General features: G+C 34.8%; 10 protein-coding genes. 4 read left to right on the forward strand and 6 right to left on the reverse strand.

All coding sequences use genetic code 11. From position 1 onward, the window contains the following. Positions 1–96: 96 nt before the first annotated feature. Positions 97–738 carry a response regulator gene (locus tag B5P42_RS17220; protein ID WP_044444480.1) on the reverse strand — a complete coding sequence of 214 codons (642 nt, stop codon included), beginning with the start codon at positions 736–738 and terminating at the stop codon, positions 97–99. Position 739: 1 nt separating this feature from the next. After that, a complete protein-coding gene (locus B5P42_RS17225; RefSeq protein ID WP_107887591.1) occupies positions 740–2,572 on the reverse strand; it encodes a GAF domain-containing sensor histidine kinase in 1,833 nt (610 codons plus the stop codon). A 408-nt stretch (positions 2,573–2,980) separates the two neighbouring features. On the opposite strand from B5P42_RS17225, the gene gerKA reads away from it, so the two are divergent. Genes gerKA through gerKC form a run of 3 tightly spaced genes read left to right on the forward strand, consistent with a single transcriptional unit; the run spans position 2,981 to position 6,675 of the window. Then, entirely contained in the window at positions 2,981–4,483 is a 1,503-nt protein-coding gene (gerKA, locus tag B5P42_RS17230; protein ID WP_113734763.1) for a spore germination protein GerKA, read from the forward strand. After that, positions 4,464–5,570, forward strand: a complete 1,107-nt coding sequence (locus B5P42_RS17235; RefSeq protein ID WP_044444477.1) for a GerAB/ArcD/ProY family transporter — start codon at positions 4,464–4,466, stop codon at positions 5,568–5,570. Before gerKA ends, B5P42_RS17235 begins: the two co-directional genes overlap by 20 nt. Next, positions 5,551–6,675: a spore germination protein GerKC gene (gene gerKC, locus B5P42_RS17240; RefSeq protein ID WP_113734764.1), complete on the forward strand. Its 1,125-nt coding sequence runs from the start codon at positions 5,551–5,553 to the stop codon at positions 6,673–6,675. Before B5P42_RS17235 ends, gerKC begins: the two co-directional genes overlap by 20 nt. 32 nt (positions 6,676–6,707) lie before the next feature. Here gerKC and treC read toward each other — a convergent pair whose 3' ends face one another. The 3 genes from treC to treR all read right to left on the reverse strand — a co-directional run bounded on the left by treC (position 6,708) and on the right by treR (position 10,815). Further along, positions 6,708–8,369, reverse strand: coding sequence for an alpha,alpha-phosphotrehalase (treC, locus tag B5P42_RS17245; RefSeq protein WP_113734765.1), 1,662 nt, complete (start codon positions 8,367–8,369; stop codon positions 6,708–6,710). A gap of 13 nt (positions 8,370–8,382) precedes the next feature. Next, positions 8,383–9,810, reverse strand: coding sequence for a PTS system trehalose-specific EIIBC component (gene treP, locus B5P42_RS17250; protein ID WP_002010521.1), 1,428 nt, complete (start codon positions 9,808–9,810; stop codon positions 8,383–8,385). Positions 9,811–10,104: 294 nt separating this feature from the next. Further along, a complete protein-coding gene (gene treR, locus B5P42_RS17255; RefSeq protein ID WP_061689221.1) occupies positions 10,105–10,815 on the reverse strand; it encodes a trehalose operon repressor in 711 nt (236 codons plus the stop codon). Between the two features lie 438 nt (positions 10,816–11,253). Between treR and B5P42_RS17260 the strand changes: the two genes are divergently transcribed. Further along, positions 11,254–12,651 carry an amino acid permease gene (locus B5P42_RS17260; protein WP_002010500.1) on the forward strand — a complete coding sequence of 466 codons (1,398 nt, stop codon included), beginning with the start codon at positions 11,254–11,256 and terminating at the stop codon, positions 12,649–12,651. A 31-nt stretch (positions 12,652–12,682) separates the two neighbouring features. On the opposite strand, the gene B5P42_RS17265 is transcribed toward B5P42_RS17260, so the two are convergent. Next, positions 12,683–14,386: a putative bifunctional diguanylate cyclase/phosphodiesterase gene (locus B5P42_RS17265; protein WP_113734766.1), complete on the reverse strand. Its 1,704-nt coding sequence runs from the start codon at positions 14,384–14,386 to the stop codon at positions 12,683–12,685. Between the last annotated feature and the right edge of the window lie 645 nt (positions 14,387–15,031).

Raw genomic sequence — 15,031 nt, forward strand, 5'->3', positions numbered from 1 at the left:
GATTCTATGCCCAAATAGTACAAAAGAACTACCTTGCCCTTTATTCTTTGTAATATAGAATAAAGAAACACGATAGTTCTTTTAAACATCTCTTATTTAATCCAACGGAACCAATTGATTTCGAACAGCATAAATCACCGCTTGCGATCGACTTTTTACATTTAGTTTTTTAAAAATTTTATTGATGTGAATTTTAACTGTTTTATCACTAATATATAGAGCTTCAGCAATTTCTTTATTACTAAGTCCTTTTACTAATTCAAAGAGAATTTCCTTTTCACGTTCCGTCAGTTCATTTTCATTTGATTCTAATTTCATTTTTTGCTGATGATATGTAATTAATTTTTTAGTCATACGCGGATGAATAACTGAATCGCCTTGATATAACATTCGAATTGCTGCCACTACCTGCTCCGATGATGAATCCTTCAATAAATAACCATCAGCACCAGCTTGGAGTGCATCCATTAAGTACTCATCATGCTCATACATTGTAAACACAAGTACTCGGCAATTTGGATAATTTTTTTTTACTAACTCTGTGGCTTCAATCCCATTTTTCCCTGGAAGATTAATATCCATCAAAATACAATCTGGTCTGCATTCTTCTACTTTTCCCAATACTCCGTCCCCAGAGCTAGCTTCTCCAACCACTTTCATATCAGATTCATCCTCTAGTATGTTCCGAATTGCGTCTCGTAAAAAAGCATGATCATCCACTACTAATATTTTAATCATTTTACGCACCCCTTGTTTGTGAATCTGGAATTAATAGTGTAATTTCTGTCCCTTTCCCTACAGAACTATCAATCTGTAAAGTAGCCCCTAATTGTTCAGCTTGTTCATTCATATGTAATATACCATAATGTGGCTCATTCTTCGTTTTAACCATAGACTCAAATAGTGAAAAGCCAACTCCATTATCCTTAACCCTTAAAAGCACGTGCTCACTTTGATAGCTAAGTAAAACATCAGTCTTTTCTGCCTGTGCATGTTTTACAATGTTTTGCAAACTCTCTTGTAATGTATCAAAAATAACTCTTTCTTTTGAAAAGCTAAGCGCACGTGCATGACCTCTTTCATGATATGTAATATCTAGTTCATATTCTTGTTTTAAAGATTTTATTTTACTTGCTATCGCCTGCTTAAGCCCTAATTGTTGTGTCGGATATGGTTTTAAAGCATAAATAGAATAACGAACTTCTCCTAGGCTTCCTCTTAAATCTTTTATACTTTTCTCTACTATTTGCTGCATATCTATTGGTTTATCACGGTATTTTTTTTGCGCGGATTCTAGTTGGTATATCACCCCGGCCAATGTTTGTGCAATACCATCGTGAATTTCGCGTGCGATTCTATTTCTTTCTTCTAAAATCATTCTTTTTTCCTGTTCAGAAATCAATATCCTTGTTTTAACTACGTTAGCTAATTGGTTTGAAAACGTAGCTAACGACTGTACATCTTCCGGAAAAAAACCCGCAGTTCTACTTTTCCCTGCAACAAACATTCCGACTAGTTCATCATTTACAATAAGAGGAAAATATACAAGCGAGCGTATGATGCTATCAAATATTTCATCTCCAGGAGCCGTACCATTTTTCCAATCATTAAACACAAGATTTTTAGAGATTCCCTCAAACGCCTCTGATATTTCTGAATGATCAGAAATATCAAGACGAACTTTCCCATCTTTTAATAGAAGATTCCAGTTCCCATCATCTTTTGTCCATATTACATATGCTTGTATGCCAAAAAAGCCTTTAAGTGCTTGTTTAATATGTTTCAAGTTTCCTCCGGTTAGTCCACGACTAATTTCTGTCGTAATAAGAAACAGCTCATATAATCGTTCCTTCTCCATCCTTATCCGTACAGAAAAAGAACTAATAACTGAAATTGCTACAAGTGGAAAAAAGAAAAACAGTACTGTAATCTCGTTTATTTCCACACTATATGTACTAATTAATACATGCATCAGGGCCGCATAAGAGAAACCAAAAGTTTCGCAAAGAAATACCGTTACAGTTTTTTTATACCACTGATAGATTGAATATGGCTGCGGAAGAATTATCATTAACAAATCGTAAAAGCGGTTGTTGAAGAAACCAAAAAACACGCAAAATAACAACAAAGATATTAAATTTTCATATAGAACTGACATATCTATCTTGTTAATTAATAAAGACATACATTTATTTGAAAACCATTCGGCCAAGATCAAACTAAGCGCATGCTGAGTACTATTAAATAACATTCTTTGTATCGGTGAACGACGATGCAGGTGAATAATTAGCGTTACGAGTACAATAGCAATAATAGTTATATGGATTCCAAACTGCCAACTCATAGCGTAAATTATCGGAAAGGTAAGCGAGCTAGTTCCTCTCCAAAATCGTACAGGAAAATACTCTGCAATCCCCATAAATATTAATAACAATATTAGTATTGTTGGATGAGAAGGGATTTTAATTTCAAGTAAAGATATAGTTATAGTAATCAAACCAAGAAAAGAAATAAAATAAAGATAAAAACTAGCAATCTTTTCTCTCATAAAGATAGAATTTACTTCTTTCAAAACAACCCCTTCTTTCTTTATTAAACTTCATTTTCTCTATTATCCAATAAAAAACCGGCACTGGCAAAATGGAAGAACCTCCACTAGCCAATCACCGGCTGTGTACTACACCTAAAAAGGCAAGACACAATACTTGTAGTATAAATCGCTTTTCTTAAATTTCCTATTCATCGAATGATGTAATTATGCATACAGCTAGGCTTACCCTCCTATAGTACAAAAGATATATATTAATATCGCCAATCTAACTATACGCTTTCTTTCGATTCCCCTAATTTTCATTTTCTTTAAGTATAGAAGATAACGTAACAGAACTTTCAAGCTACTTTTTCAAATAATCCAAGCATAAATTCCTTATAAAAAACAAAAATTAACAGAAGGAATTTTATTCTAAAAGAGGTGGAATTTATGACACAACACGAAGAACAGCAAGAAAGCAAGAACCAAAAGCATATGTTTCCATCACTTCCGGAAAATATTAATTACATTGAAAATAAGCTCTGTCATTCAGATGATATAAAAAAATTAGATGTCCCTTTCCAAAATGGAAAAGGAACAATCTTATATATCGAATCTTTAGCAGACCCAAATTTAATTCATCAATTAGCTCTTGAGCCTCTATTAACTCGATCAGAGTTGTCTTTAGATAAAGCTTTTTCTACTTTGAATATGAAAAAAGAAACGAATTTAGATTATGGTGTGCAACTTTTATTACAAGGAAAATCATTATATTTTCATGAACAAGTCGACAGTTTTTGTATTTTCGAAACAGCTCTATCTTTAAAGAGAGATATAACAGAACCTGATAATGAAGGGATTGTACGTGGGCCGCATACTGGTTTCGTAGAAGATTTAGCAACCAATTTAGCTTCTATTCGTAAACTCATAAAAAGTCCAAATGTCGTCGTTAAATATTTCACACTTGGTGAAGAAATGCACACGAAAGTGGCAATTGCTTATATGCAAAACATAGCGAATGACGATTTAGTTATAGAAGTAAAAAGAAGGTTAGAAATGATTAAGACAGATGCACTTATGCCTCCAGGATATATACAAGAATTTATAGAAGATACATCTTTCGCACCATTTCCGCAGCAATTAAATACAGAGCGTCCAGATAGAGTCGCAGCAAATTTAATGGAAGGACGAGTTGCTATTTTATCTGACGGAGATCCAACAGCGCTCATCGTACCTGTTACGTTATTCGCTTTCTATCAATCACCAGATGATTATAATAACCGCTGGATTGTCGGTTCTTTCGTCCGAATGATTCGTTTAGTAAGTTTTTTAATTGCCTTTCTCTTACCAGCTTTATATATTGCAACTGTCGCTTTTCATCCTGATGTGCTGCCGCTCGAACTTGTGTATACAATTAAAGCTTCATTAGAGAAAGTGCCACTTCCTCCTATTTTTGAAGCTCTCTTAATGGAGTTAATTTTCGAATTATTACGGGAAGCTGGTATTCGTCTGCCGAGCCGCGTTGGACAAACAATCGGTATTGTAGGTGGTTTAGTAATTGGTGATGCAATTGTAAAAGCCGGACTCGTTTCTTACACAATGATTATCGTTGTAGCTTTAACTGCAATCTCATCTTTTCTCGTTCCATCAAACGATATGAGTTCAGCAGTTCGAATTCTTCGTTTTCCATTAATGATTCTTGCTGCTATATTCGGGTACGTAGGAATATCATTTGGTCTAATTATAACTTTCGTTCATTTATGCCAGCTACATTCATTTCATACACCATATCTTTCTCCTATTGCACCGATGCGAATAAAAGATATGAAAGATTCTTTTGTAAGACTTCCAATTTGGTCGTTTTGGGAACGACCTCATGATCCAAAGCCGAAAAAAATGCAACGACAACATGTAACGAGAGAGGATGAGAACGGTGACAAACACGCAAAGTAAAATTTCACTTGTTCAATTTACCTTTTTCGTTATTCAATGCCAAATCGGGGTTGGTATACTTTCTCTACCAAACCGTCTTCACCCAATAGCGAAAGGTGGTGGGTGGATTTCTGCTCTCATCGCTGGGCTTGCGATTCAACTTATTATTTTACTTATGTGGCTTTTCTTAAAACGATTTCCTGATGCTGATATGTATGAAAGTGTTTGTATGCTATTTGGTAATAAGTTTGGAAAACTACTAGGTTTTGCTTATGTTTTTTATTTTACCCTTATCGGTATGACGGTTATGTTAAATGCTTGTAATGTCATTAAAGTATGGGTCTTACAAGCCACCCCTTGGTCTGCAATTCTCATACTATTTACAATAGCTTGTTGCTACGTAGCCTATAATACATTTAAAGTGATTGTACGATTTTATGTCATGGCCTCTATTCTCATTTTACCTATGGCGCTTTTAATTGCCCTAGGGCTTTCCCGAGCTGATTTTTCTTATATTTTCCCCATTACAGAAGCCGGATGGTGGAATATAATTCAAGCATCCAAGGAAACAATTACAGCCATGTATGGTTTTGAAATTATTCTTATCGCTTTTCCAAAAGTAAATGGCAGTTCTGTGGCAAAACTGAAGGCCATTTCTATCGCTAATGGATTTGTAACGCTTTTTTATACTTTTACTGTTTGGATTTGCTTTATCGTATTTAGTCCAAAACAAGTTGAACTTATTCCAGAGCCAGTTGCTTACTTATTACGCTCCTTGCATATCGGGATTATAGACCGAACTGATTTACTATTCATACCAATATGGATGATAACAGTTGTCGCTTCTATTGCTAGTTATTACTGTGCTGCCTCAATAGGAATTGGACATATATTCAACCTTGCTAATCATAAAAAGGCCGTTCCAATCGTTGGTATTATTGCTTTTAGTGTAGCCTTATTTATAGATACACCTGAAGAATTAAAAGTAATTTCAACTTTCACTGATAAGTTCACCTATATTTTCATAGTTGTTCTCCCTCTTTTATTTCTACTTTATTCAGTAATAAGAAATAAGAAAGGAGAACAGTATGTTCAAAAAAAGAGTTAAACTACTTTGTATATTATGTGCTAGTTCATTCCTTTCTGGCTGTTGGGATCAAGAACCATTAAGAGAAGCCAGATTAGCTTATAGCATTGGATCTGATATTACGGAAGAGAATAAACTCCAGCAAACAGTCGAGCTCGTAAAAAGTTCAAGCGGAGAGCAATCTTCATTCGAGAATGAAATACATTCAGCAACCGGGCATAACATAAGGGATACAAGCGATGCCCTAAAAAAAAATGTGACCGGTAATATTCGCTATTTCAAATATGGTGTTCAATTACTAGGAACCAAAATTCTAAAAAAAGGTATACTACCCTATTTAGATGTTAGCTTTCGGGATCCAACAAACCCAACTGCTTTAGTAAAACTTATTGCAGTAGATGGTGAAACATCCGAGATACTCGAAAAAAAGAAAGTAGGAAATTTACTAATTGGAGATTTTCTAAAGAAAAAAGTGAAAAGCTTAGAAGATATGAGTGTATTTCCAAAAGAAACTTTAGAAACAGCCGCTACAAAAATGTTAGATCCCGGTAAAGACTTTACCCTCCCTTCTATAAAAATAAAAGGAAAAGAAGTAATTACAAACGGGTTAGCTTTATTTAACAACGATAAATTAACTGGGCATTTACCTTTGCAACAATCTGTTCTATTCGTGTTATTAACCGGAAAAATGGGAACAAGTGCCCGTATAACCCAAAAACTTACTAGTGATGAGTCTGAGAAGACATCTGATTATTTAACAATGGCAATCAGCAATCGAAAGTTAAAACGAGACTTAAAAATAACAACTGACAAAAAAGGAAATGTTTACGCCCATCTAAAACTGAAACTGCAAGTAATCGCCCTTGAAGCTCCAAGAGATAATCTTTACAAGATGGATGCAAGAAAAAAACTAAATAAAGAACTGTCTAAACAGCTTACGAAAGAAGCTCAAAAGATAACGAAAAAGTTACAAAAAGCAAATTGTGATGCTTTAGGGATTGGCAGACATCTTATCGCTTATCATCCTGATTTATGGAAGAAAAAAAATTGGAATAAAGATTATGCAAAAGTGAAGTTCAAACCAGAAGTAGAAGTAAATATTTTATATAGCGGTGTCTTAAAATAAAAGGTTGTATGCCCCGCGGGCATACAACCTTTTTATTTTGTATATAGATATACAATTGATTCATAAGGTCTTAAGTTAAGATTTGTAATATCTCTGCTTGGATCTTTATAATTTGATACTACTACTTCTTGTTTCATTCCATCCAATTGAACATTCACTGGTGCAGAATACGTTATTTCTTCTCCGTAGAAGTTATTGATAACAAGTAATACTTCATTATTTACAGTACGTGTATACGCCCAAATGCTAGGATGATTTCCATCTAAAATAGCATATTTCCCTTCTGTAAGGACATCGTATTTTTTTCTAAGTTCAATTAGCTTTTTATAATGATAAAATACAGATTCTCTATCTTCTAATGCCTTCTCTACGTTTATTTCTTTAAAGTTTTCAGCCACAGAAATCCAAGGTGTACTTGTTGTAAAACCACTATTCACCTCTTCATTCCACTGCATCGGAGTACGGGAATTGTCACGAGATTTTTGTTTTAAAATCCCGATAATCTCTGTTTTTGATAATCCTTCTTCTAGCTTTATATCATATATATTTAACGATTCTACATCACGATATTGCTCGATGGACTCGAATTTAGGATTCGTCATACCGATTTCTTCACCTTGGTAAATGTAAGGCGTTCCTTGCAACATATGCATAGCTGTCGCTAACATTTTCGCAGATTCATTCCGGTACTTCTCATCATCACCAAACCGTGAAACGATACGGGGCTGGTCATGATTACACCAGAATAACGCATTCCATCCTCCGCCCTTTTGCATTTCAATTTGCCAATTAGACATAATCTCTTTTAATTTAATGAAATCAAAATCAGCTTTCATCCACTTATCACCATTCGGATAATCTACTTTTAAATGATGGAAACTAAACGTCATGCTTAGTTCATTGCGCTCAGGATTCGAATATTTAATACAATTATCAATTGTCGTAGATGACATTTCTCCAACTGTAATTACATCTTTCCCTTCAAAAACATTTTGGCTCATCTCTTGTAAATATTCATGGACGCGTGGACCATCTGTGTAATATTTACGCCCATCACTTGTAGCCGTGGTGCCTTCATCACTTAAAAATCTTTGATCTTTTGAAATTAAGTTAATAACATCAAGGCGGAATCCTTTTACACCTTTCTCCAACCAAAAGCGCATCATATCGTACACTTCTTCACGAAGCTTTTCATTTTCCCAGTTTAAATCAGCTTGCGTCTCATCAAATAGATGTAAAAAATATTGCCCTGTTTTCTCATCATATTTCCAAGCAGATCCTCCAAATTTAGACTGCCAATTATTCTTTTCATCACGCCAAATATAATAATTTCGATACGGACTATTCTTATCTTCTTTTGCTTCTTTAAACCACTTATGCTCCGTTGAACTATGATTTACAACGATATCAAGCATGATTTCAATGTCACGTACTTTCGCTTCTTTTAAAAGCTCTTCAAACTCTTCCATCGTCCCGTAAGATGGATCAATGCTGTAATAATCACTTACATCGTATCCATTGTCATTTTGTGGTGATCGGTATATCGGTGTTAACCAAATATAGTCCACTCCAAGTTCCTTTAAATAATCTAATTTCTCTGTAACTCCCTTTATATCACCGGTTTCTTTATTATAGTAACTATTAAAGCTCTTCGGATAAATTTGATAGACTACACTTTTATGCCAATCTTTCATGCTTAATTTCCTCCTACTTCTGTTTTACTCGTTTCGCAAATAACCATGTTAATGTAAATGGAATTACTACTGCGATTATCATCCCTACAATAAACATCGGAATCGATTTCGGAATGATAGAAATAAATGCTGGCAATCCGCCAATTCCAATTGCTGGTGCTAATACACCATTTAATGTAATAAATATCGCTGCTATAGCAGACCCAATAATCGCTGCATAGAACGGGAATTTATTTCTTAAATTCACACCGAACATCGCTGGCTCTGTAATACCGAAGTACGCTGAGATTGCTGATGTTGATGCCATACTTTTATCATTTTGATTTTTAGAAATCCAGAACATCGCTAGTGCCGCACTACCTTGTGCAATGTTAGAAAGAGCAATCATCGGCCAAATAAATGTACCGCCGTGCTGTGCAATTAGCTGTAAATCAATTGCAATAAACATATGATGCATTCCTGTAATTACGAGCGGTGCATATAATGCTCCAAATAATACTGCTCCAAGTACTGGTACCGTTTCATATACGCCAACTAATCCAGCCGTTAATAAATCACCAATATGACGTGTAACTGGACCGATAATTCCTAACGCTAACACACCCGTTACAACGATTGTTGTAATTGGTACAACTAATAATTGAATTGCGTTTGGCACATGTTTCTTTAAGAAGATTTCAACTTTACTTAATACGAATGCTGCTACTAAAATGGGTAAAATTTGGCCTTGATATCCTACCTTTTCAATTTGGAATAGCCCTAAAATATCGAAGTACTCAATCTTTTGTCCCTCTAAACCAGTCGCTGCTTTTCCATAATCCCACGCGTTTAATAAGGCCGGATGCACAAGCATTAATCCCATAACAATCCCTAGTATTGGACTACCACCAAAGCGCTTCGTTGCTGACCAACCAACAAGTGCCGGTAAGAATACGAATGCTGTATTGGCCATCATATTAATTAAATCCCAAAGCCCACCTAAGTTCGGATATACTTCTAATAAATTTTTCCCATCAAAAAATAAGTCCTTTGCCCCTAACAGGTTATTAATCCCCATTAGTAAACCTGCCGTAATAATTGCTGGCAAAATCGGCATAAATACATCTGAAAATACTTTTACAAACTTTTGAACTGGATTTAATTTTTTATCCCCTGAACCTTTTACGTCAGCTACTGTCGATTCTTCCATACCTGCAAGCGTTATCAATTCAGCGTATACTCGATCGACATCACCTGGACCAATTACAATTTGAAATACCCCAGCGTTATGAAACGCTCCCTTTACTAATGAAACAGACTGTAATTTATCATTATCTATTTTATTTTCATCTTTTAAAGCGATACGTAGCCTCGTTACACAGTGCGCAGCTTGTTCAATATTGTCTTTCCCACCAATATACTGCAACACTTCTTTTGCTGTTTTACGATAGTCTTTCCCCATATTCCCGTCCCTCTTTTCTTTTTTTGATACCGTTTACACTTACATATTAACTCGTATATATAAGTTAGTCAACACTCGTATATATAAGTTGGTGATTTTTTTATAAAGTGAAACTTTAATCAGTGGGGGTTTTGTTCATCCCCCACTGACTATTAGCCTTCACCAATCGGGCGTTTACAGGCAGTTGATCTCCCACCTAATTTCTTTGCTCCAGCTGAATTTTGAGGTGGGAGTTTTACTGCCCGTTAATGCGGGATAAATAAAGAGATGGAACGATTATTTCGCTCCATCTCTTTATTTTCTTCGCGCCACATCCGAAAAGTGAAAAATATCTAAACGGTGACGTGATTCCGTATATTCGAACTGACTCCCATCGTATAAATGAGTAAAGTTTTTTACAACGACAACATAGTCTGTTCCATTTAAATCCAAATACTTTCGGTCATCCTCTGTACATGGTTGCACTTCAATTACCCGCTGTGAATAGCTAATATGTAGCCCTAATTCTTTCTCAATGTATTTATAAATCGATGCAGTTGCAATTTCTCTCGTTAATCCTGGAATATATTCCGATACAAAATGGTTTATATCTAAAATTACTTTTTCTCCATCAATATTTCGTACACGTTTAATATGATTTATTTCCGTTTTTTCTTTCACGTTTAATAACTTTGCTACATCTTGTGTCGCTTTCATTTTCTCTATTTCCACGACTTCTGTAATACAATGACGTCCTAAACGTTCATTTTCTTCTTGAAAACTTACAATACCACCAAAGTTAAATTCAATGTTTTTGCGCTTTAATACAAAAACACCTTTTCCGTGTATTTTTTGAACATATCCACGCTCTTGCAATAAATCTACAGCTTTTCTTACAGTACCCCTACTTGCCTCATACAGCTTCATTAATTCCGTTTCTGATGGGATTTTACATCCTTCTTTTAATTGTTTATTATCAATAGACTTGCTGATTTCTGTATAAATTTGTTCATACTTACTCATCATCTACAATAGCCCCTTGTCACCTTCTAGTTCTATATATATTATACCACGCTATACTCTTCTGCCAATCTCTCACTTATTTTCCAGTACAAGAAAACTATAGGTAAATATTTAGTCTCTAAAACGTATTTTTATAAATTTTTCTTTTCATTCAAAAAAACATGTAGTATACTAACTTCAAAATCAGAGGAGAAAGGGAGCAAAGAACTATGCTTACTTATACAACTGTAGTTACATTTGCACAAAAACATCATCATCATACTTAACCCTTGAAACCTAGCGGAAAAATTACGCGTAGGTACAAGGGTTATTCCCGTTGTACCTACGCTTTGGCAAAGAGCCATGTAGGTATTTTTTATCTACATGGCTCTTTTTTTATTGCCAAAAATGCTAGTAAAAAATGATGTTTAAGCAAAACTTACTACAAAGGAGTTAACAAAAATGGAAACGAAAAAATGGGGATTATGGATTTTAACAGCTTTTGTTATCGGGAATATGGTTGGCGGTGGCGTATTTATGCTCCCAGCAAATTTAGCACACGTATCAGGTCCAATGGGATCTACACTGGCATGGAGTATTACAGGACTTGGTGTATTTATGATTGCACTCGTATTTGGAAATTTAGCAATTCGTAAACCAGAATTAAAAGCAGGACCACAAAGTTACGCCCAAGCAATGTTTACTTCTCAAAAGACAGGTAAAGTTGCAGGATATAGTATGGCTTGGGGATACTGGGCTGCTAACTGGGCTGCTACAGCATCTGTAATTATTTCCTTTGCAGGATATTTATCAACATTCTTCCCAGTTTTACAAAGTAAGCAAATTCTCTTTTCAACAAACGGATTTTCATTAGAACTTGGAAAAGCTTTAACCTTCATAGTATGTAGTATGATGCTATGGGGAATTCAATATATTCTTTCTCAAAATATTGATAGAGCCGGAAATATGAACCTTCTTGCAACAATCGCAAAAATCATCGGATTTACAATGTTTATTGTAATCACATTATTCATTTTCAATGCCTCTAATTTCGGGGACGGTCAAACATTTATGAATGAAGCTGGACAACCTATTTCGTTGGGTGGACAAATAAATTCCGCTGCTATTGCAACACTTTGGGCGTTTATCGGTATTGAGTCAGCAGTTATGCTCTCTAACCGTGCAAAATCTCAGCACGATGTTAAGAAAGCTACGATTTTCGGATTAATCATCGCTCTTCTTATTTACATGGCAATTACTCTACTAACAATGGGCGCTCTTCCACAAGACGCTTTAAAAGAGTCTCAAAAACCATTAGTAGATGCATTAAATTTAGCAATTGGTACTAAAGGTGCTTATATAATGGCCTTACTTGCACTCGTATCTTTATTCGGCTCTACTGTAGGATGGATCGTTGTTAGCTCAGAAGTACCTTACCAGGCTGCTAAAAATGGACTTTTCCCTAAGTTTTTCAGTAAAACAAATAAAAAAGGTAGTCCTTCAAAATCATTATTTATTACAAATGTGATGACGCAAATTTTCTTATTCTCAACGATTTCTGGTACTGTTTCAGAAGCATATAATTTCGCTATTGTTGTAGCGACATTAGCATATTTAATCCCGTACCTTGTTTCTACCTTGTATCAGTTAAAATTAGTTATTACGGGGGAAACGTATGATATAATGCCGGGATCTCGAATAAAAGATGGAATCATTACTGCATTAGCATTTTTATATTCCATATGGGTTATTAAAACGGGAACTGCTGATTTAAAAACATTCTTCTTAGGCATTGGTTTGTTTGTATTAGGTCTTATTCTTTATCCAGTTTTAATGAAAGATTCACAAAAAAAACAATAAAAAAGAGAAGCTTTTCGCTTCTCTTTTTTTATTAAAAATCAGTTAATAACTTTTCTTTTAGTTCCCCTATATCTAACGGTTTCGCATAATAAAAACCTTGTACAAAGTCGCAACTCATTGATTTTAATAAACTTTCTTGTTCTACCGTTTCTACCCCTTCAGCAACCACTAATAAATTTAAACTATGGGCAATTTCAATAACCGATTTTACAATCGTTCGCTCTGGTTGTGCATGATCATAATGAAACTCACGAATAAAATTACGATCAATTTTCACAATATCAAGTGGTAGTTGTTTTAAATAATATAATGAGGAATACCCTGTTCCGAAATCGTCTAAAGCGATTAAAATTCCCATACTTCTTAATTCTTGTAATGTAGCAATAATATAATCAAAATGACGTACAGCTATACTTTCTGTTATTTCTAATATTAAACGATTTGGCGGAAACCCTGTTCGCTTCAATATACTACGAACAGATAAAATAAATCGCTTTTGCATCAATTGTTGTATTGATAAATTAACAGATAACTTCAGTCCCTCTTGATAATCTGGTAAAGTTTTAAACAGTCGACATGACTTTTCTAGTACCCAGTCTCCTAGTTTTATAATAAGTCCACACTCTTCAGCTACAGGGATAAATTCACTTGGTGAAATAGGACCTTCTTCTGTCTTACAGCGTACTAAAGCCTCAATACCAGTACATTTCTTTGTTTTCAAATCAATAATGGGTTGTAATGCCACTTTTAATTCTTCGTCACGAATCGCTTTTTGCAAAGCAAATTCTATTTTCATTCTACGGTTTATTTTCGCACGTAATTCATCTGTAAAGAAGCACGCCGCATTTCTTCCTTGCTCTTTCGCACTATACATGGCTAAATCCGAATTTTTTAATAACGTTTCAACGTCTTTTCCATCTTGCGGATAGGAACAAAGTCCTAGACTAGCTGAAATATATACTTCATGACCTTCAAGCATAAATGGCGCTTGAAAGCATGACAACACGGATGTCGCTAACTGCCTCATCTCATCATGTGTATGAGTTTTTGTTAACAGCACAAATTCGTCGCCACCAAGCCTAGCCAGAACATCTTTCTCTCCTAGCACATAATGCAACCGTGAAGCAACTTCGCTTAAAAGTAAATCTCCTATCATATGACCTAACGTATCATTCACTAATTTAAAACGATCTAAATCAAAGTAAATCATGCCAAACTCTATTTTCTCTGCAATCATCTTATTTACAGTCGTAATTAACTGTAAACGGTTCGGTAAACTTGTTAACGCATCATGATAAGCAAGTTCCCTATAACGACTTTCGCTTAATCGTAATCTTTGTTCTGCTTCTTTCCTACTACTTATATCATTTCGAATTGCAATAAATTGATAAGGTTCTCCCTTTTCATTTAAAAATGGAACAATTGTTGTTTTAACCCAATAATACGTACCATCTTTTGCTTGATTTCGAATTTCCCCCGTCCAGACTTTTCCACTCAAAATACGCTTCCATAGGATTTGAAAAAATGCTTTCGGATGATATCCGGAATTTAAAATACGGTGATCTTTTCCTATTAACTCTTCTCTTTTATATTTTGAGATTTTACAAAATTTATCATTCACATATGTAATAAGACCATTTCGGTCTGTAATAGCAACAATTGAAGACTCATCTAATGCTAATTTTAAATATTGCAATGAAGAGTCATATAATGCATGACCTCTTTGTTCTAGCATGCGCACCTCTCCTTGCTTCCTATCTGACTAAAACACAACTCGTTTCTCTTCATAGAAATAGAGATATTTCATTTTCTAACAATACGCCTTTACATAAAATGAAACTTTAATCAGTGGGGGGGGTTGTCCATCCCCCACTGATTATTAGCCTTCACCAATCGGGCTTTTATCTCCCACCTAAATTCCTCACATTCACCGAATTTTGAGGTGGGAGTCTTACTGCCCGTTAATGCGGGATAAATCACAATTTTTTTCTAAATAGGCCGATTAAAATAACATAATATTATTTATAAAAAAAAGCAATATGGTGCTGTTTTAATTATAGTAGAAGCTTCTCATCTCTCTACTTATCTAAGCTTATTATACAGTATTCCCTTACATTCTTTGAATTTGTAAAGTGACAATTTCATCACTATTAGCCTCTGCTCCCTACTAATACGACCTCACATCTAACCTCTTTTATTTCATTAAATGTTAAGATGTAAATCTAACTGCCGATACATAATGAAATAGAGATTAATATACAAAATGCAACGATTCACGAATAATAATATAAAGTGAAACTTTAATCAGTGGGGGTTTTGTTCATCCCAACTGATCACCAATCGGGCTTTTACGGGTAGCAGGGCTTCCACCTAACTTCTT

Origin of the sequence: Bacillus sp. SRB_331 (assembly GCF_003264175.1) — a bacterium.
Taxonomy (GTDB): Bacteria; Bacillota; Bacilli; order Bacillales; family Bacillaceae_G; genus Bacillus_A; species Bacillus_A mycoides.